This is a genomic window from Alloacidobacterium sp. (assembly GCF_035631355.1).
In the GTDB taxonomy this organism is placed as follows: domain Bacteria; phylum Acidobacteriota; class Terriglobia; order Terriglobales; family Acidobacteriaceae; genus Alloacidobacterium.
The window spans coordinates 1-19,130 of record NZ_DASQIX010000108.1 but is presented as its reverse complement, the minus strand read 5'-3'; the positions used below and the strand labels follow the sequence as shown (position 1 = coordinate 19,130).

The 19,130-nt window shown below is 57.2% G+C and carries 19 protein-coding genes; 10 read left to right on the top strand and 9 right to left on the bottom strand.

The window, feature by feature from the left end:
• The first annotated feature begins 177 nt into the window (after positions 1-177).
• The 4 genes from VEV40_RS19195 (at position 178) to VEV40_RS19180 (ending at position 4,488) form a co-directional block, all read left to right on the top strand.
• Positions 178-1,524 carry an aspartate aminotransferase family protein gene (locus VEV40_RS19195; RefSeq protein WP_324834675.1) on the top strand — a complete coding sequence of 449 codons (1,347 nt, stop codon included), beginning with the start codon at positions 178-180 and terminating at the stop codon, positions 1,522-1,524.
• 157 nt (positions 1,525-1,681) lie between these two features.
• Positions 1,682-2,731: a type III polyketide synthase gene (locus VEV40_RS19190; protein WP_324834674.1), complete on the top strand. Its 1,050-nt coding sequence runs from the start codon at positions 1,682-1,684 to the stop codon at positions 2,729-2,731.
• Positions 2,732-2,737: 6 nt separating this feature from the next.
• Positions 2,738-3,886 (top strand): NAD(P)/FAD-dependent oxidoreductase, encoded by a 1,149-nt coding sequence (locus VEV40_RS19185; RefSeq protein WP_324834673.1) that lies wholly within the window; start codon positions 2,738-2,740, stop codon positions 3,884-3,886.
• Positions 3,883-4,488, top strand: a complete 606-nt coding sequence (locus VEV40_RS19180; RefSeq protein ID WP_324834672.1) for a YceI family protein — start codon at positions 3,883-3,885, stop codon at positions 4,486-4,488. The genes VEV40_RS19185 and VEV40_RS19180 overlap by 4 nt, the downstream gene beginning before the upstream one ends.
• Before the next feature lie 38 nt (positions 4,489-4,526).
• On the opposite strand, the gene VEV40_RS19175 is transcribed toward VEV40_RS19180, so the two are convergent.
• Positions 4,527-4,790, bottom strand: coding sequence for a hypothetical protein (locus tag VEV40_RS19175; protein WP_324834671.1), 264 nt, complete (start codon positions 4,788-4,790; stop codon positions 4,527-4,529).
• Between the two features lie 215 nt (positions 4,791-5,005).
• On the opposite strand from VEV40_RS19175, the gene VEV40_RS19170 reads away from it, so the two are divergent.
• Entirely contained in the window at positions 5,006-5,467 is a 462-nt protein-coding gene (locus VEV40_RS19170; protein WP_324834670.1) for a helix-hairpin-helix domain-containing protein, read from the top strand.
• A 123-nt stretch (positions 5,468-5,590) separates the two neighbouring features.
• A complete protein-coding gene (locus VEV40_RS19165; protein ID WP_324834669.1) occupies positions 5,591-5,965 on the top strand; it encodes an iron-sulfur cluster assembly accessory protein in 375 nt (124 codons plus the stop codon).
• Between the two features lie 46 nt (positions 5,966-6,011).
• Here VEV40_RS19165 and VEV40_RS19160 read toward each other — a convergent pair whose 3' ends face one another.
• Genes VEV40_RS19160 through VEV40_RS19130 form a run of 7 tightly spaced genes read right to left on the bottom strand, consistent with a single transcriptional unit; the run spans position 6,012 to position 12,523 of the window.
• Positions 6,012-6,899 carry a type II secretion system protein gene (locus VEV40_RS19160; protein WP_324834668.1) on the bottom strand — a complete coding sequence of 296 codons (888 nt, stop codon included), beginning with the start codon at positions 6,897-6,899 and terminating at the stop codon, positions 6,012-6,014.
• 5 nt (positions 6,900-6,904) lie between these two features.
• On the bottom strand, positions 6,905-7,525 hold the full coding sequence (locus tag VEV40_RS19155) for a hypothetical protein (RefSeq protein WP_324834667.1): 621 nt from the start codon (positions 7,523-7,525) through the stop codon (positions 6,905-6,907).
• Positions 7,522-8,151 (bottom strand): GspMb/PilO family protein, encoded by a 630-nt coding sequence (locus VEV40_RS19150; RefSeq protein ID WP_324834666.1) that lies wholly within the window; start codon positions 8,149-8,151, stop codon positions 7,522-7,524. The genes VEV40_RS19155 and VEV40_RS19150 overlap by 4 nt, the downstream gene beginning before the upstream one ends.
• Positions 8,148-8,810 carry a fimbrial assembly protein gene (locus VEV40_RS19145; RefSeq protein ID WP_324834665.1) on the bottom strand — a complete coding sequence of 221 codons (663 nt, stop codon included), beginning with the start codon at positions 8,808-8,810 and terminating at the stop codon, positions 8,148-8,150. Before VEV40_RS19145 ends, VEV40_RS19150 begins: the two co-directional genes overlap by 4 nt.
• The gene (locus VEV40_RS19140; RefSeq protein WP_324834664.1) at positions 8,810-9,691 is read right to left on the bottom strand and encodes a hypothetical protein; all 882 of its coding nucleotides are present in this window, start codon (positions 9,689-9,691) and stop codon (positions 8,810-8,812) included. Before VEV40_RS19140 ends, VEV40_RS19145 begins: the two co-directional genes overlap by 1 nt.
• Positions 9,691-11,316: a GspE/PulE family protein gene (locus VEV40_RS19135; RefSeq protein ID WP_324834662.1), complete on the bottom strand. Its 1,626-nt coding sequence runs from the start codon at positions 11,314-11,316 to the stop codon at positions 9,691-9,693. The genes VEV40_RS19140 and VEV40_RS19135 overlap by 1 nt, the downstream gene beginning before the upstream one ends.
• Positions 11,317-11,326: 10 nt before the next feature.
• The gene (locus tag VEV40_RS19130) at positions 11,327-12,523 is read right to left on the bottom strand and encodes a type II secretion system F family protein (protein WP_324834660.1); all 1,197 of its coding nucleotides are present in this window, start codon (positions 12,521-12,523) and stop codon (positions 11,327-11,329) included.
• A gap of 250 nt (positions 12,524-12,773) precedes the next feature.
• Here VEV40_RS19130 and VEV40_RS19125 point away from each other — a divergent pair, with 250 nt between their 5' ends.
• Genes VEV40_RS19125 through VEV40_RS19115 form a run of 3 tightly spaced genes read left to right on the top strand, consistent with a single transcriptional unit; the run spans position 12,774 to position 15,029 of the window.
• On the top strand, positions 12,774-13,526 hold the full coding sequence (locus VEV40_RS19125; RefSeq protein WP_324834658.1) for an endo-1,4-beta-xylanase: 753 nt from the start codon (positions 12,774-12,776) through the stop codon (positions 13,524-13,526).
• Between the two features lie 41 nt (positions 13,527-13,567).
• Entirely contained in the window at positions 13,568-13,864 is a 297-nt protein-coding gene (locus tag VEV40_RS19120) for a hypothetical protein (protein ID WP_324834657.1), read from the top strand.
• Between the two features lie 37 nt (positions 13,865-13,901).
• Entirely contained in the window at positions 13,902-15,029 is a 1,128-nt protein-coding gene (locus VEV40_RS19115; protein ID WP_324834655.1) for a hypothetical protein, read from the top strand.
• Between the two features lie 77 nt (positions 15,030-15,106).
• Here the strand turns inward: VEV40_RS19115 and VEV40_RS19110 are convergent, their stop codons facing one another.
• Positions 15,107-17,521, bottom strand: coding sequence for an ABC transporter permease (locus tag VEV40_RS19110; RefSeq protein WP_324834654.1), 2,415 nt, complete (start codon positions 17,519-17,521; stop codon positions 15,107-15,109).
• Positions 17,522-17,793: 272 nt separating this feature from the next.
• Here VEV40_RS19110 and VEV40_RS19105 point away from each other — a divergent pair.
• Positions 17,794-19,130 (top strand): glycoside hydrolase family 3 protein (locus VEV40_RS19105; protein WP_414637859.1); only part of this gene is annotated, 1,337 nt, incomplete at its 3' end.

Sequence of the window (19,130 nt, the reverse complement as noted above, 5' to 3'; positions counted from 1 at the left end):
GCTAACGGAAGTGTCACTGTTGCCGCCAGCATGACGCTAACGGTTCCTTTTCCTGTAGAGTCATACTTACACAAGAAAAATAATTTTCGATGCTCTGCGTTGCGGCTTTGATTCAGTCCGCAAACGATAAAGAGCCGAATCCATATGGATTTTTGCAGTACTTGGAAAGGGTTGGGGTTGGAAACAATTACACAAACAGCCTATGAGGCGCATGTCAATCCTCAATGGGTTCGGTTGCTAAACCTGTTGGACATGAATGCAGAATACGAGGTCTGCAGGGGCGAGAAGCTGCACACTCGCGATGGCCGCACGATTCTGGATTTTCTTTCCGGTTATTGCGTTTACAACGCCGGCCACAACCATCCGCGAATCATAGAAGCACTGCGCACGGAACTGGAGAGCGATGGCCCATCCATGCTACAGAGCCATGTGGCGGCGAGTGCGGGCAAACTGGCGGAAAAGCTGTGTTCGCGCGCGGGCGGAAGGCTCAGAAAAGCATATTTCGCCAACTCCGGCAGCGAGGGAGTGGAGACGGCGATCAAGTTCTCACGCGCGACGACTGGCAGGGATGGACTGCTTGCGGCGCGAAATGCTTTTCACGGACTGACATGCGGCGCGCTCTCACTGATGGATCATCGCTTCTGGTCAGAGGGCTTTGGGTCTGCGCTGCCCGGGGTCTCATTCGTCGATTTCGGCGACAGTGATGCGCTTGAGCGCGAACTGTCCAGCCGTAAATATGCCGCTCTTATTCTTGAGCCGATTCAGGGCGAGGGAGGAATCGTTCTGCCACCAGATGGATACCTTCAGCGGGCACAAACTCTATGTCAAAAGTACGGAACACTCTTTGTGCTGGATGAAGTCCAGACCGGCTTGTATCGCACTGGAACATTTCTCGCGTCACATCACTTCGGTCTGGATCCGGATATGGTGATTCTGGCCAAAGCACTAAGCGGCGGCCTGGTTCCGGTTGGCGCGGTATTAATGACAGACCAGGTGTACGACAATGTTTACAGCTCTCTGAAGCGCGCGATTGTTCATACTTCTACCTACAGCGAGAATTCGCTGGCGATGCGGGCTGGGCTAAGCACTATCGAGGTGCTGGAGCAGGAGGGGCTAGGCGAGCGGGCGCTGACTCTTGGCGAAAGTTTTCGGGAGGCACTCCGGAGAGCGCTCGCCGAATACGAGATGGTGGCTGAAGTCCGTGGTTTAGGGTTCTTCAACGGGATTGTCTTCGGCCAGCCACGTTCGCTGGGTTTGCGGCTTTCGTTTGAGGCATTCCGCAGGATTCATCCAGCCATGTTCGGACAGGTGGTCGTAATGCGGATGTTCCGTGAACACCGCATCCTGACGCAGATATGCGGAAACAATTTCATGGTGCTGAAGGCGGTGCCTCCGCTGAACGGCAGCGAAGGGAGCCTTGATCAATTCGTTATAGCAATAGGACAGGTCATGGAGGTTGTGCATTCGTCAAAGAGCTTCTGGCAGGATGCGCTGCAGCTGGCGGCCCGAGCAGTAAAGATTTGAAGACAAGTCGCGCCTTTTACTGGACTTAGGAATCATCCGCAGGCTTTGATCATTCCCATACGCGATTTTTCCAAGCAAAAGAATGACAATGCCGTTACATTTCTAAGACGGTAACAAATCGGGTGTCGAATACCATGAAGGGCGGGTTTCAGTCAGCATGAAAATCGCAGCCACTGCGACGGCTTATCCTCAGTATTACTTTTCACAACAGGAAATCGTTGAGGCCATCAAGGAATATTGGAGCGAGAGCTTCGAAAAATCAGGTCTTCTGGAAAGGTTACACTATCGGACCGGCGTGGACGGCCGGTATTTCTCGCGGCCGCTTGAAGATTATCGTGGCCTCGACACATGGGGCAAAGCCAATGACACCTGGATTGAGGTGTCGGAGGAACTGGGCGAGAAGGCGATCGATTGCGCATTAAAGTTAGCTGGCCTCGCCCGCGATCGCATCAACGCACTCTTCTTTGTTTCGGTAACCGGCGTATGCAGTCCATCGATCGACGCCCGCCTGGTGAACCGCATGGGGCTTTCGCGGAATATCAAGCGCAACCCTATTTTTGGCCTGGGGTGCGTTGCCGGCGCTGCGGGGTTGGGGCGCGCGGCTGACTATGTGCGCGCATATCCCGACCATGTTGCGGCACTACTGTCGGTTGAGCTTTGCTCGCTGACCTGGCAACGCAACGACCTTTCTGTAGCGAACCTTATCTCATCCGGCCTGTTTGGCGATGGTGCTGCAGCCGTTCTGGTTGCCGGAGACAAGGTCGCGGCTTCCGGACCGCGCATTGTGGCCAATCATCAGATCTTCTATCCGAATACACATGACGTGATGGGCTGGAAGATCTCAGAGAAGGGTTTCACTATCGTGCTGTCACCGGACGTGCCGGTGGTTGTGCGGGAAAATCTAGGGCGCGACGTGGACGAATTTCTAGCGCAGCACGGATTGACGCGTGCCGACATCGACTCATGGATCATGCACACGGGTGGGCCGAAGGTGCTGGAGGCGACTGCGGACGCACTCAGCTTAAGGAATGGAGAATTGGATGTTTCGTGGGAGGCGCTGCGCCGCGTGGGAAATCTGTCGTCTGCCTCTGTGCTTATTGTGCTCGACGAAGTGATGAAGCACAGACGTCCTGCTCCGGGGACACGCAGCATTCTGGCGGCGATGGGCCCGGGCTTTTGCGCGGAGATGCTTCTACTGGAGTGGTAGGTATTAATGAGGAATTCCTGTGATGTCTTGATTGTCGGCGGCGGACCTGTTGGGCTTGCCGCGGCGATCGCTTCGCGGATGCGGGGCGCTGATGTGCTGGTCGTGGATGCACTGAAACCACCGATTGACAAAGCCTGTGGTGAAGGACTTTTGCCAGATGCGCGCCGCGATCTGGCCGCGCTTGGAGTGAATTGCGAATCCGATGAAGGCGCGTCATTTCGAGGTATCCGCTTTGTAAGCTGGACGGACGACATGCCGGTTTCGGCAACTGCTGACTTCGAAAACGAAGAAGGATTTGGGATGCGCAGAACAGCGTTGCATGCACGCCTGGCGGCACGCGCGCAGGAAATTGGCGTCCGCATCCGGTGGAATACTCACGTTGCATTGGGAAGAAGTGTTTTGCTCGGCGATGAGCCGTGCAGTTATCGATACCTCGTGGGCGCGGATGGGCAGTCGTCCAGAGTACGCACCTGGGCAGGCCTCGACGATGGCAGGCTGATCACGAAACGGTTCGGGTTTCGCCGGCACTACCGGATTCCTGCGGCAAGCGATTATGTGGAAGTCCACTGGTGCGCGCTTGGGCAGGTCTATATCACACCGGTTGCGCGAGACGAGATCTGCGTTGCTGCAGTGACACGACAGAGCTCCACACGTATGCGACAGGTCATTGACGCGGTCCCCTGCCTGCGAGAATGGCTTCCAGCGCACAAGGAAATTTCGGTGGAACGTGGTGCTCTGACAACCACCCGCCGGCTGAAACGCGTAGCGAGGGGAAACGTCGCTCTGATCGGCGACGCTTCGGGATCAGTTGACGCAATTACAGGTGAGGGACTTGCCATCGGTTTCCGTCAGGCATCTCTGCTGGGACGCTCGCTTGAGAAAGGCTCGCTTGATTTTTACGCGGCCGAGCATGAAAAGACTCTGCAGATGCCGCGGCGAATCGCGCAGACATTGTTGCTGATGGACGCTAATCCGTGGATAGGCCGCGCAGCTATGCAGGCCCTGTCGGCCTCGCCGGGGTTATTTTGCGGACTCTTGCGAGCGCACATGGGTGAGGAGAGCCTGTCGCGCGTTCTGCTGGGGAATGGCATCGAAATGGTGAAGCGCGCTTCTTCAGGCGTTTCACATTCGAGCGCGGAAAGCGCGTCCATGTGAACCCGGACTGTCGCAAATACCAGACATTGCTCGCCACTGTCTTCGCCGCCGCGATAATAGCGCGGGCACAGGCTCCAGCGCCTAAGATCACCATTCACCTTGATCCGCAGAAAACTGAAATCCGGTGGACGTTGCACGACGTACTGCATACGGTACGGGGCACGTTTCGCTTGAAAGGTGGGTTGATGACATTCGATCCGGCGACAGGCGCGGCGCAGGGCGAATTTGTCGTCGACACGGTCACAGGTGAAAGTGGAAACCGCATTCGCGACGAAAAGATGCAGAAAGAGGTGCTCGAAAGCGCGAAATACCCACTGGCATTCTTCCACCCTGTGAAGTTTTCCGGAAGCCTGAAGGCCGGAAGCACACAGAATTTAACTGTAGAGGGTACATTGAATGTCCACGGGACAGACCATCCGCTTACCTTGCAGATGGCGGCGCAGTTGAATGGAACAGATGCGACTGCGACAACGCAGTTCGGTGTACCTTATGTTGCCTGGGGGATGAAAGATGAAAGCACGTTTCTGCTGAAGGTGGACAAGGAAGTAACAATCGATGTTGTTGCGCGGGGAACTGTGGAAGGGCTTTCCCCAGCGAAGTAGGGCGGGAACGCAAAAGACGCTCCTGCCCATCCCGGTTTCTACTTGAACTGGCTAATTGCGTCCCAAACGTAAATACCGATTATGAGGACGGATAGTACGCAGGTGGCGCCCGTCATAATGCGGACGAGCGGTGTCACCCGATTGACCTTTTTCACAATCTCGGTTTGCTCCGCCTGCTGGTGGTTTTCGGCGGGATCGAGAAAGAGCTGGTCTTCCTCGTAACGAGTAAGAGTGCCACGATAAGCAAGAAGCGCTAACAGCGCGCAGGTGACTACGGCCCATACGATCCACAGAATAAGCATGATGCTCACCTTCGGGATTCGAGTTTTGAGTCGGTCCCAGTACGGGCGGGTCCGAAAATGCGCGGGCTCGGGGGTAGGTGGGGCCGCTTCGATTGAGCATGATAGTCCTATTCCGGCTGAGTTGAACAGGGGTTGTGACGCGCTGCGAAGCTAATTTGGCAACCTCTTTGCCTCTAAATGATTCCATCTCTGTGTCCACACACGTGGAGGCTGGAATGAAATTTCATAGGGCAAAGAATGTAAGTGACTTGGCAATTCGACTTGCGGTAGCTATGTGTTTGTTTGCAGCTTCATTGTGGCTCGCTGCCTGCGCGCGGAAGCAATCCGACGAGCAATTGAAGCAACAGGCGGCGCAAGCCACGCAACAGGCGAAACAGGGCGCGCAACAAGCGGCAGCCGACGCCAAAGTTGCCGCCGCAACTGCCGAGCGCAAAGTGAATGACATCGCCGCGGGGGTAAAAGAAGGGCTGAAATCCAACAGCAAACCCGGAGCGGGAACTGTCGATATTAATTCCGCGTCGGAACAGCAGCTGGTTGATTTGCCGGGAATCACCGGAGCACGTGCGCAGAGGATTATACGTAACCGGCCTTACAGCCATCCGCATGATCTGGTGGCCAAAGGGGTTCTAACGGAACAGCAGTATGGGCGTATATCCGGACAGATTACGGCAGATTAACTTCTTATATATCAATCATCGGAGGTCTGAATCGACTGTCAGGTTTTTATCATCCAATAACAAGTGTTGTAGGCGCCGCTTCAGGGCGCTACACTGATAGCAGAGTTCATTCAGGAGAAATACATGGCAACTACAGCCGTTATGCCAACTGAAACCCCGGAAGTCAAAAGGACCCCCATGTCGCTTACCGATACGGCGGTTGCCAAAGTGCGCGAGATCATGGCGACCCAGGACCCGCTTCCGGCCGGACTGCGCATTGGCGTAGTGGGCGGCGGCTGCTCGGGTTTCCAGTACTCCATGTCATTTGAGAACCAGTCGGGCATGATGGACAAGGTCTTCAACTTCGACGGCCTTAAGGTCTTTGTCGATGCAACATCGCTGATGTACCTAACCGGATGCGTTGTGGACTATGTTGAGACGCTGGAAGCGGCAGGGTTCAAATTTGAGAACCCAAACACGAAGAGCACCTGCGGCTGCGGATCTTCGTTCAACGTGTAATCTCTCCGACTTGGGAGCGGAAATGGCCTCGCGATGCGAGGCCTTTTTATTGTGGTGAAGTGGGCGGGTTGCTCGTGGGGTTCGTGCCAGAAGTCGGGTTTGCTGCTGGGCCAGAACTGAAGGGACTCGACGGAGTACCAGGACTCATCGTGCCATTACTGCCGGGGCCATTGAGGTTCCCGGATCCGCTTTGCCCTCCTCCGAAGAGACTCACGGAGCTCATCAGGTCTTCGACAGGATCGTACACGAACTCCCACTCATTGTAGTGCTTTTGTTGCTTGTATTCCTTGATGGACGCCTTGGTGCTTTTGCTGGCCACGCCAACAATGGGAGCGCCGCCCATGGTCTGGCCGCTGCCGAAGGTGCTGCTTCCCGTACTGCTGAATGGGCTGGTGGGGTTAGTACCAGCATTTATCGTTCCCGGGGTGCTGGAGCTTCCAGAGGAGCTGGAGCCGGTGATGCCGCTGGAAGATGGTGTGGTGCTGGAAGAGGACGCAGCCCCGCCCAGCGGGTTCGATGTCAGTCCGGGTGTGCCGCCTAGGACGCTGCTTCCCGCTGTCGTTGACATGCCACCATTCTGGATCGGCTGGCCAAACAGTCCCATTGCTTTTACATGTGCTTCCCCAAAATGGATGATCTTCCAGTCGTCCTTGCCGGTCATCGGATCGACATAGCGTTTGCGAAGGAAGCGGATGTTGTTTGTGTTCTCAAGCTGGTCGATGGAGGATGGGTAGCGGCCGAATTTCTTGTAATAGAGCTTGATGGCGCGCGTGTATTGCTTTCCGCGATGGATCAGCTCCTGTTCGCGATCGCGCTGAATGCTTGTAGCGATGCGCGGAGCAGCCACAGCGAGGGCGATCAGGATCAGCACGACCATGAAAAGCACGGTGAGCAGGATGTAGCCCGATTCGGATTTGGCGGCGCTGCGAAGCATGTGGATTAATTCTGCGTAAGCGGTATCGGTTGTGCGTTCTGGTACGGCAAGTCTTCAACCTGCACGGACATTGGCGCGATCTTCAGAACCTTGTAGCGATGATCAACCACGTCCCCTTCAGACGCGATAAAGACATCATCGCCATGAAGCAGAAACGCCTTTCGTGTCCCGTCCTTGTGCGTCTCGTAGCCAAAGAATTTCAGGTCGATGGGCGGCGGAGGCGGCGGGCCTTTCGGAGCATCGGCAACAGTATTGCTTGGGCGAACTGGTGCTTTTACCTCTTCGATCTTAGGCGGCGCGGAGAACTGCGAGAAGATATTGCGGCCGCTGCCCGAGTATTCGAGCGACTCCGCCTGCGCCATCCACTCCGGGTGCAGCGTCGGATCGAGACTCGCAATGTTACTTGAGATTTTGGCCGCTGCGTGTTCGCCCGTTGCAGGCACTGTTGCCGTTGCTGCTGGTTGGGGGCTTGGCCGGGCGGTCGAGGTCTGCGCAGCCGGAGGCGGCGCGGGTGCGGAACTGCCGCCGAAAATAAACGTCAGTGCATACACCAGTGCCCCAATCGCACCTGCGCCGAGTACGCCGGCGGCGATGACCTTCTTCTTGTCTTCAGCGCCGATCTTCATGGTCGCGCCCCCTGAGGAGCCACCGCCGCCTGCTCACTTGCAACTGCGCCTTCATCGCCAGTTGCAGACGGCAGGTCGCCGCTCGACCGCAGATAGGTGGTCATGCGCAGCCGCAGATTGACAAGACCGCCCTGCTGGCCATTGAGTGTGAGCGCGTCGATGGTGAAGAAAACATGGTTCTTGTCGCGCTCGATGTCATTGATGAAGTGCATCAGCGCCGAGTATTCGCCGCTGAGAGCAGCGTCGACCCGCACCTCGGTCAGGCCGTTAATGGCCGGCGTGGGCGTGTATTGTGCGCGGGTAAGGCGCACATTATCTTTGCTGGTGAGGGCGCCCAGTTCTCCAGCCATGGTCGAGTAATTGTCTGCAATGCGCTTTTCGTAGAATTTGACTGCGTCGCTGCGAGCCTGATCAACCTTTTGCGGGAGCCCCTCAAGGCGGGACATCTGTGACTGTAACTGCACGTATCTGAGGTGCTCGGCCTCGTAATCTGCCGACTGATCTGAGTTAGCCGCATGCCATGCGACGAAGAGGCGCGTCGCCAGAAATAGATTCAGTCCGAGCAGCAGCACTACACCCGCGATGTGCAGGTTGAGCAGCGTGAAGAGTTTGCGCACGTTGTTCATTGCGCACCTCCCTTCTGCTGTTGCTCCGGTTCTCTGTCGCGTTTGTGGGGCTGTTCTTCGTCGAGAGGCAGGGGTCGATAGTCGGCAAGGATGTCAAAGTTCACATTATCTGACGCGTTGACTGGCGTTGCCTGCTGGTTACCGTTGCTCGAAGATGCAAGAGCTTCTCCGGCAAGGCGCGGGGAGGCGAAGTGTTTGGAGCTTTCTAGGTTCTTGACTACCTCAATGGCCCGTTGGCGCTCGCCGCTGACACGCATGCGTATGGTGACATGGCCGTCTGGCGCGACCTGCGGATCGATGCTCATTACCTGCACACCCGCAGGCAGAACGGTTTCCAGATCCGTCAGAGTTGCCGTCCACGAAAACGCTTTGCGGCGGAAGAGATCGTTCAAAAAATCAGATTGCGTCAGCACGGCGGCATTCTGCGGCTGGCGCATTAGACCCTGATAGTCTTGCTGCTGGTTCTGCATCTTCTGCACATTGACCTGCATCTGGCGTACGCGAGCGGTAGCTGCGTCGGCTTTCTTCTGCTCGTTGCGCGCAACGTACCACAGAGGAATCGCCAGCAGGAAAAGGAGAACCATCCAGGCGCGAAGCCGTCTGTATATGGGACGCAGCTCAACGAAAGGACGGGTAGCGACATTGACCGTGACGCGCATTAGTTTGCGAGCGCTCCTGTGACTGCCGCCACTAGCCCTTTAGGCACTGCGTTTCCATTGGAAACAAGGTCGCGCACGCGAAACTGTACCAGACCCAGCACACGGGTCAGTTCCACTGCGCCGCCGGGGCCAGCATAAAAGATAATATCGGGTACGAAGGCGAGCGTGTCTTCAAAATAAGCTACTGATACAGAAACGGCATGACGAAGCTCGTCTTCGCGCAGCGTTTCCTGAACAGGCAGCTCAACGCTGCGATGCAACAGCAGTTCGTCGCCACGCGTGATCGCGGTTGTTACTGAATTGCCGTTGAGGTTGACCAGTAAAGCAGGGTCAGGCTGCATGAGCGCCGCGAGCGTGCCCAGGGTGCTGGTGAGTACGACGCCCGGTTCGTATCCGCCGAGCCGTACGGCCTCCTCGTACTCGGCGAGAACGGCATTCGGCATCGCTGTCACCAGCACGCGTGTTTCTGTCGGGCTTTGTTGCATGATCTGGTAGCTGACCGCAGCCTCATCCACTTCAAAGGGAATGAGCTTGCGCAGGCGGAACCGCACGATGGGCAGCGCTTCAGCCGGTTTGGCAGGCAGCGTATCGAAATCGAGCAATAGCACGCGCGCAGCCGCGTCGGGGACGATCAGGGTCAAGCGCTTATCTCGAGCTTCCACCGCGTCAAGCGCCCGCTTCAATGCAGCCACTATAGCGGCCTGGTCGATGATGTTCGGCGTCTTCAGGCTGGGAATGAGCGTTCCCGCAAAAAGCGGAGCAAAGGACGCCGCTGTCTGTTCCGGATCGATAAGACGCGCAGCCACAACGCCGTCGGGCGTAAGTTCACAGGCCAGGCGCGGACGCTGGTGTGTTACGGGCATAAAAAGATTGAATGCCACTATCGCGTTGCCTCGATGAATGTAACCTTGTTGATTTCTTTCAGCGTCGTCAGCCCGCGCCGGACGCGGTCAAGCGCCGACTCGCGGAGGAATTGCATGCCTTCCTTTGCGGCGAGCTTGCGAACCTCTGAGCTGGGTTTCTTGTCGAGGATCATCTCGCGGATCGGATCGCTAAGGTCGAGCAGTTCGTGGATCGCTGTTCGCCCGCGATAGCCGGTACCGCCGCATTCGATGCAGCCTGCGCCTTCGCGGAAATCAAAATTACGCCACTCAGCAAGATCAAGGCCGCCGCCGAGCAGCGTTTCCTCATCGTGCTTCACACGGCGCACGCAGTATTCGCAAATGGTGCGGACAAGGCGCTGCGCCAGGATGCAGTTGAGCGCAGAAATAAAGTTGTAGGGCTCGACACCCATGTTGAGGAAGCGTCCGAGCACGTCGAAGACATTGTTGGCATGGACGGTGGTGAAAACGAGGTGTCCAGTCAGCGCAGAGTTGATAGCGATCTGCGCTGTCTCCTGGTCGCGGATTTCGCCGACCAAAATTTTGTCAGGATCATGGCGCAGGATGGAGCGCAGACCGCGCGCGAAGGTCAAGCCCTTCTTCTCATTCACCGGAATCTGAGTGATACCGCGAATCTGGTATTCAACCGGGTCTTCAATGGTGATGATCTTGTCTTCGTCGCTCTTGATTTCGTTAAGCGCGGCATAGAGGGTGGTTGTTTTCCCGGAACCAGTGGGGCCCGTGACCAGCACCATGCCGTAAGGCTCACGGATATAGCGCCGGAAGCGACGCAGATCGTCATCAGCGAAGCCGACCACGTCGAGCGTGAGCTTGCGGAACTTCTCACTCATCGATTCTTTATCGAGCACACGGAGCACCGCATTTTCGCCATGCACGGTTGGCATGATAGAGACGCGGAAGTCGATAAGCCGGTTCTTGTAGCGTACACGGAAGCGTCCGTCCTGCGGAACGCGTCGCTCGGCAATGTCGAGCTCGCTCATGACCTTGATGCGGGAGAGGATGGTTGAGTGATGCTCGCGCGCGATGGGAGCCATGGCCTGTTGCAGCACGCCGTCGATGCGGTATTTCACCAGCACTGAATCATCATAGGTTTCGATGTGGATGTCGGAGGCGCGGCGCTCAAGCGCAGTAAAGATGGTGGTATCAACGAGGCGGATGATCGGGCTGATGTCTTCTTCAGAGGTCAGCTTTTCGATCGAAATGTTTTCATCGGCGTTGTCTTCGCCAGTGAGAACGTCAAATGTCAGGCCCTCGGATGCTTCGTCGAGGACGCGTTGCGATTGCTCTGTCTTCTTGAGCAGGTCGGTAATCTGCGAGAGCGTGGCTACGCGGGCCGAAATGCGCTGGCCGAGGAGGCTGGAGATTTCGTCGAGCACCATCAGGCGGCTGGGGTCGCTGACGGCGATGACGAGGCGGTCTTCCTGCTGCTCCAGCGGCACGAAGTTGTAGCGGAACATCATGTCGACCGGCACGGTGCGGAAGAGATCGTGCTGGATGCGGAAGTTCTTGAGGTCGACAAACTCGCAGCGGTAGCGTGCAGCCAACGCTTGCGCACGCGATGTCTCGTCCTGCTCGACCGGAATGAATGCTGGCGCCTGTGACATGAGAAATCCTTTATCGCGAGAACGTGCCTGCCTGGCTGAGCGAGAAGATAGGCAGATAGAGCGCGATGAGAATGATGACGACTACGACGCCCATCACGATCAGAATCGCGGGCTCAATCAGGGCGAGCGATGCGGTCAGCGCGGTCTGGACGTCTTCCTCGAAAAATTCAGCGACTGAGTTCAGCATCTGCGGCAGCGCGCCAGTTGACTCGCCAACATCAATCATTTCCGTTGAAAGTTCCGGAAAGACCTTTGTGTTTTCGAGACTGCGAGCGAGACTTTTGCCCTCGCGGACACTGTCTACCGATGAGAATACCGCCTTCGCAATACGTTTGCTTGCGATGGAGCGCGCGGCGGTTTCGAGCGACGGCACCAGCGGCAAGCCGCCGGTGAGTAGGGTTGAGAGCGTACGGGCAAAGAGGGCTACCTGGTACTTCAGCCAGATCTTGCCGAAAAGGGGAAGGCGGATGCGGACGCCGTCAATGCGGTCAGAGCCGGCTTCGGTCTTGCTCCAGCGGTAGGCGAGGTAGGCGATGAGGGCGAAAACGGGCAGGACGTAAAGGATGTAGCGCTGTGCGCCTTTGCCGAGGGCGAGCAGGAAGAGCGTGATGGATGGGAGTTTCGTGCCGATCTGATCGTAAAGCAGGGCGAAGCGGGGGACGACGAAGGTGATGAGGAAGATGAAGAGGCCGAAGACCAGCGTAATCAGCAGCGCTGGATAGATCAAAGAAGCCTGTAGCTTCTTGCGAAAGGCCAATGAAACTCGCTGGAAAGACAGGTATCTTCCAAGTACTTCTTCGAGGTTGCCACTGCGCTCGCCAGCAAGCAGCGTTGTCGTATAGATGAGCGGGAATCCGCCCTGGGCATCGAAGGCACTCGAGATGGATTCGCCGGTCCGTACCCGTGCAGCAACGTTCTGCAATTGCGCCGAAAACGCGGGATTTTTCTGGTTTTTGGCCAGCATTTCTAGCGAGCTGAGAATCGGCAGTCCAGCGCGGACGAGTGTCAGAAATTGCTGGTTAAAGATAAGAAATGTTTCGAGTTTTGCCTTCTTTCGTCCGCCCGTGATACCGCGGGGCTTAACCGAGTAAACATAGTAGCCTGCCTGGGAGAAGCGCTGGCGCAACTCTTCGGCGGACGCGGCGGACTGGATTTGTTCCTGCACGCGCCCGCGTTCATCAGCCAGCTTGACGACAAACTCTGCCATTCTCTTCCACGATATCAGCTAGGGTGTGCTAACACTATCAGGGCGGACAGCGCCGCCGTCCCGATTGTGTTAGCAGATCCCTGAGGAGCCCGGAAATCCCCCCGAAAACCAGGCCCCTCGCACATTCTCTCTAATCAGCGCTAATGAATGAGACGCGATGAAGCGGGTTTTCGCTCAAACCAGCTAAACTACAGCCTGCGCATCCGCGGGCACAACCTCGTTTGGGCCACCGGCGCGCAGACTCCGTCCTATGCATTTTGGCGACGGCACAAACTCTCCTGCAAATCAGGCTGTAGTCACCGCCAACATTCAGGAGCACATCCAGAACGAGGTGCTGCATTTCGGCAACAAGGTCTATGTGTGGGACGTGGTCAACGAGCCACTCGACCCCTCGCAGCCCGATTGCCTCGCGCACGGCCCGTTCTATCAGGTGCTCGGCAAGAGCTACATCGACGTCGCCCTGAAAGCGGCCCGACAGTACGCGCCTCCCGGCACCTTGCTGTTTATCAATGACTACAGCACTGCCGATCCCAATCGCCTGGCCTGCCTCGTGCAGGTAGTCGGCGATCTGCGCGCGCGTGGCATTCCCATCGACGGTGTCGGCCATGAGATGCACAATGCCATCAACTACCCGTCCGTCGATGCGATGGTCAACGCCATCAACACCGTGGCCGCAAATTTCCCCGGCATTGATCAGCAGGTCACGGAGTTGGACATGAGCGTCTACAACGCGGGCGACAACACCTCAAACTATGGCAACAACATTCCGCCGTCGGTATTGGCCGAGCAGGGCTGGCTCTATAAAAGGTACTTCGACGCATTTCGACAGTTAAGCGGTAAGCTCCAGGCCGTCACCTTCTGGGAATGGCGGACGACGATACCTGGCTCGACGGCTTCCCGGTCGCCCGCACCGACTATCCACTGCCCTTCGATATGGGACTGCAGACCAAGCCAGCTTACTGTGGAATTGTCGATCCAACACAGCTACCCGGCTATGGGCTGAAATTCTCAGTCTCTGCCACGGCCGGGGAGCGCGATACGCGCGTGGTCACCTTGAAGGCGACCAACGGAACTGTGGGTCCGGTTTACTCGACCCAGATCAACGGGTTTACGCTCACGCAGGTTTCTGGCCCTTCATGCGCTCCGGCGATCACGCCGCCGGGCAGCTACCCGTTTGCCCTGGGCGACATAGCGGCAGGCGGATCTGCCAGCGAATCCTTCTCTATCAGCATTGTCGGCTGCAATCCTCTTGCTCAATTTAAGTTGAGTGTGCCCTGGAGCTCGGCAACCTACGATACCGGCACATTCACGACCCCCATGAACTTCAACAGAGGGCATTAACCGAAGAATCAGATAGAAATCGCGTATTCTTGCTGGCATGAAAGCCCTCGCCATCCTGGCTGCCGTCTCTCTTCTTTCGGTTCTCGCCCAAGGTCAGGTTGAGAAATCTGGCCCATGGGAGATGCAGTCGAGCGGAACCACTGCCAGTCTGCGTGGCATCCACGCCGTAGGCGGTGGAGTCGCCTGGGCCAGCGGAACCAATGGCACGGTCCTGCGCACCGAGGACAGTGGCTATATGTGGCAAAGCTGCGGGATGCCTCCCGGAGCCGAAAAACTTGACTTCCGCGGCATCTGGGCCTGGGATGCGAATACAGCCATCGTCATGTCCAGTGGCCCCGGCGATGAGTCCCGTCTCTACAAAACCACCGACGGCTGCTCCCACTGGACGCTGCTCTATACCAACCCGGACAAGAACGGTTTCTGGGACGCGATAGTGTTCACCACACGCGGTCGCGGAATCCTGTTAGGCGACCCTGTAGCCGTTCGAAATAAAAACGGAAGAAGCGACTTGGCGCTCACAATTTTGAAAACGCTTGACGGGGGAAAGACATGGATACAAGACCCGGCGCTAGAAGGCAGTATTTGGGTAGCCGATGGAACAGGAGCCTTCGCCGCCAGTAATTCATCGCTTGCAATCTTTGGAGACGCGGTCTGGTTCGGTACAGGAGGCAAGAGCGGTGCACACGTCTATATCGCCAAGTTCTCCGGACCAATCTCTCAACCGGAAATTATGTGCGACTGTGCAGGACCTTTGCCCGGGCTAGATCCATCGATCAGTCGTTATATAGCTGTGCCACTCGCTAGCGGCGCAGATGCCTCCGGCGTCTTCTCCCTCGCCTTCCGCGACTCACAACATGGCATGGCCGTAGGAGGTGACTATACCAAGCCCAACGAATCCGCCGGAACCGCAGCCTGGACCGCCGACGGAGGCCAACACTGGACTGCAGCCGAAAAGCCGCCGCACGGCTACCGCTCTGCCGTAGCCTGGGACGCGGACGCCAAGGCATGGATCGCCGCCGGAACCAACGGAAGCGACATCAGCTATGACGACGGCAAAAACTGGCAGCCGCTCGACAATGGCAACTGGAACGCCCTCAGCCTGCCCTGGATCGTCGGCCCGAAAGGCCGCATCGCCAAGTTAGGGACACTACCGCCGCATAAATAAATTTGTCATTCTGAGCGAAGTGACCCTGTACCAATGAAAGGAACGTAATCGAAATTCCTCACTGCGCTTGAATCTTGTTACTCCGCGCGTAGGGCTTTTGCCGGATCGATGGCGGCGGCCCGGCGTGCGGGGAGCAGGGTTCCGGCGACGGCAAGCAGCGGCAGGATGCAGATCGCGATGATGAGTGTGACCGGATCGTGCTGCGAGGTGCGGATGAGTTCGTCTTTGGCGAAGCGTCCGGCGAAGAATGCGAGCGGGAGTCCTATGGCGACGCCCAGCAGGGCGAGCATGCAGGCCTGACGGAGGACCATCCACATGACGTTGCCGCGATTCGCGCCTAACGCCATGCGGATGCCGATTTCCTGCGTGCGTTGCGAGGTGACGAAGGAGAGCACTCCATAGACGCCGACAAGCGAGAGCAGTAGAGCCGCGGCGGCGAAGGTCCCGAAGAGCGCGAGAGCGAAGCGTGGACTGGCGTATCCATACATGTCGAGAAGCTGGCGCAGAGTGAAGAGGTCAGTAACGGGCTGGTCTTTGTCAATGGAATAAACGGCCTTGCGGACGGGATTTGCGAGATTGGCTGCTGGCATGTCTGTGGAGATCAGCAGCGTGTCCATCAAGGGAAACACGGAGTAGGGCAGAAAAATATGAGGTAGAACACGGGAGATAGTGAAGAGGGGCATATTGTTGACCACTCCAACGATAGTGAAAGCGTCGTCATTGAGGCCGAATTGTTTATCGCTTTTTAGTTCGGGTAAATGTACGACCCGTCCAAGCACATTCTCGCCATTGAAATATCGTTTGACAAAGTCTTCTGTGACCACGGCCTCGTGTGCCTTATCAGCGATTTCGCGATCATCAATGAAATGGCCTTGTGTGAGATGACGTGCTGACATGGCCAGGTATTCAGGGCTCACAAGATGCAGCGCGACGATGCGTTTGTCTTCAGGCTTGCCGGGAACCTGCACCTGGGCGCCCCAGATGCCCAGGAATGGTGTGTTCGAGTCCGGGCTTGCAGCTCTAATACCGGGGATCGCGGTGACGCGAGAAAGCAATTCACGGTAGAAACGGATGTGGCTCTCAGGCGTGGGATAGCGCTGTTCAGTGAGCGGGATGCGCATGGTCAGTGTATGGTCTGGCGAAAATGGAAGGGGAATACTCTCGACAGCGATGAGAGAGCGCACCATAAGCCCCGCAAGCGTCAGGAGTGCCAGCGACAATGCTATTTCTGTCACGACGAAGCCGCTCAAAAGGCGGCGTTGAGCGCGGCTTCCGGAAGAGCGCACGCTGCTAAGGGCCGCGGCAAGACGCGGATTGGCGCTGTGCCATGCGGGGGCCAGCCCAAAGAGGATGACCGTAAGAAGGGCTATCCCAATCGAGACAAGCAGGACTGGAATGTTCATGGTGACAACGGCTTCATCAGGGATGGTTTCAGTAGGGACGATGCGTAGAGTGGCCTGCAATCCTGCATACGCGAAGGCCAGAGCTACAGGCATGGCGACCAGCGCGAGCAACAGAGATTCGGTGAGAGCGTAACGGACGAGACGCAGGCGCGTGGCGCCGATGGCGGAGCGGACGACGAATTCGTGCTCACGGTTGACGGCGCGGGCGAGCAGCAGGCTGGAGACATTGACGCAGGCAATGAGCAGCAGGACGGCAACCGAGCCGAGCAAGAGATAAAGTGTGCTCGAAAGGCCGGATTGGAACATCTGGTCAAAAGGCATCACGCCACCAATGCGGAGGTCCTTTGGAAAGCGCTGCGGCTCCGTTCTTGCCAGATCATTGAAGACCGGTTGCAGTTCGGCTGAAGCCTGGGCGTCGGTCACGCCCGGCTTCAGCCGCCCAACAAGGGTGAAATAGCTCTGGCCCTGTATCTCATCGCTATTGGTCATTTCGATGGGCAGGTAGACATTGCCACCGCGCCACAGAAAGCGCGGCGGCATGACGCCGATGATGGTGCGAGGATGTCCGTTGAAATCGAGCACGCGCCCCAGCACTGACGGGCTGCCTCCGAAATGGGCCTGCCAGTAGCGATAACTGAGAAGCGCGACTTCACCATGACCGGGCTGCACATCGCTTTCGGCAGAGGCGCGGCCGAGGATAGGCTGAACACCCAGGACATCGAAGGTATTAGGCGTGATGTAATTCCCGCGCAGACGCTGCGGCTCGGAGCCGCCGGTGAGCGCTACGTCGCTGATGGTGGAGGCGGTCACTCCACTGAAGATATCGGTCTTTTGAACTATTTCATTGAACTGCTCAGGCCTGTAGACATCCCAACCACAACGAGTCCATTGAGAGGAACATAGTTTCGGCGTGGCGAGGGTGTGGACATCCTTGTAGGGGAACGGATCGATGAGGACGCCGTAGGCCACGCTGAAGACGGCGGTGGTGGCACCGATGCCGAGAGCGAGGGTCAGGATAGCTGTGAGAGCAAAGCCAGGGTTCTTGCGCAACTGGCGCACGGCATAACGGAGATCCTGAAAGATTTGCATAAATACGATCTCGGGTGCTATTTGCAGGACGATAGTAGCGTATCCTTCGTTTGCTGCGCTTGACGAAAGAGCCTTTTTGGGTGGGTTTTCTGAGGTCGAGACTGGGTTTAATTCTTAATCAATGTGACAATGATTTAAGGCAATCGGTTGACTTCAATGTAATTTAAGCCATTTCCAGAAAAATCATTAAGTAAATCGTTTGAGCTTGACGGTTGTGTTTCTGTGACTTTAGTATGAGCGCGCAATTGGAAATTTGAGGGGAAGCAATGGGGATGGGTGTGCTTAGAAAAAGCCTGCCGCTCGCGGCGGGATTGATAGCGCTGCTGTTGCCGGCGGGCGTGGCGATGGCGCAAGAGGGAAATGGCGGACAGACCGTCGCAGACCGTCCGTGGATGAATAAGAGCCTGTCGCCGGACGAGCGCGCCGATCTGGTGCTGAAGCAGATGACGCTCGATGAGAAGATTGCCCTGCTGCACGGAACGGGCATGGCGCATGTGCCCAACTGGCAGACGCCGCTGACATATCTGTCCAACGGCGGCGCGGGCATGACGGTAGGCGTTCCGCGGCTGGGCATTCCGAACATCTATATGTCTGACGCGGCGTATGGCGTGCGCAGCAGCGGTGAAAACGGGCGGTACTCGACCGCGCTGCCTTCAAATGCAGGAGCGGCCTCGAGCTGGAATCCGGAAGCTGCCTGCGATTATGGGGCAGTCATAGGGAGCGAGCTGCGGGCGCAGGGCTACAACATGACGCTCGGTGGCGGCGTGAACCTGACACGCGAGCCGCGCAACGGACGCACATTTGAATATATGGGCGAGGACCCGCTGCTAGCCGGAACGATGGTCGGCAACCTGATGAAGTGCGAGCAGGCGCAGCACGTAATTGGCGACATCAAGCACTATGCGGTGAACGACCAGGAAACAGGCCGCAACATTGTGAACGCAATCATTTCGAAGCGCGCCTTGCAGGAGAGCGACCTGCTGGCGTTTCACATCGGCATCAAGATTGCCAATCCTGCAGCGGTGATGTGCTCCTACAACCGCATCAACGGCGACTTCGCGTGTGAGAACAAGTACACGCTCACCGATGTGCTGAAAGGAGAGTGGGGTTTTAAGGGCTTCGTACTTTCCGACTGGGGCGGCACGCACAGCACAGAGAAAGCTTCCGCTGCGGGGCTGGACAACGAGGAGCCGATGGACCACTACTTTGGCCCGAAGTTGAAGGAAGCCGTCGAAGCAGGACGCGTTCCCATGTCGGAGATTGACGACCACGCGCGACGCGTCCTCTATGGCGAGTTTCTGTCGGGCATCGTTGACTATCCCGTGGAGAAAAGCGTGGTCGATGTGCGGCATGGCTTCGACGTGGCCCAGCATATTGAAGAGCAGAGCATTGTCCTGCTGAAAAATGACAAGGGGATTCTGCCGCTTGGAGCGAAGGTAAAGTCGATTGCGGTGATCGGCGGCCATGCGGATGTGGGAATGATTTCCGGAGGCGGCTCGGCGCAGGTAGATCCGCCGGGAGGAAATGCGATCATGCCTCCGGGCCAGGGCGCGACGCATTGGCAGGATCACATCTGGTTTCCGACCTCGCCGCTGAAGGCGCTGAAGGC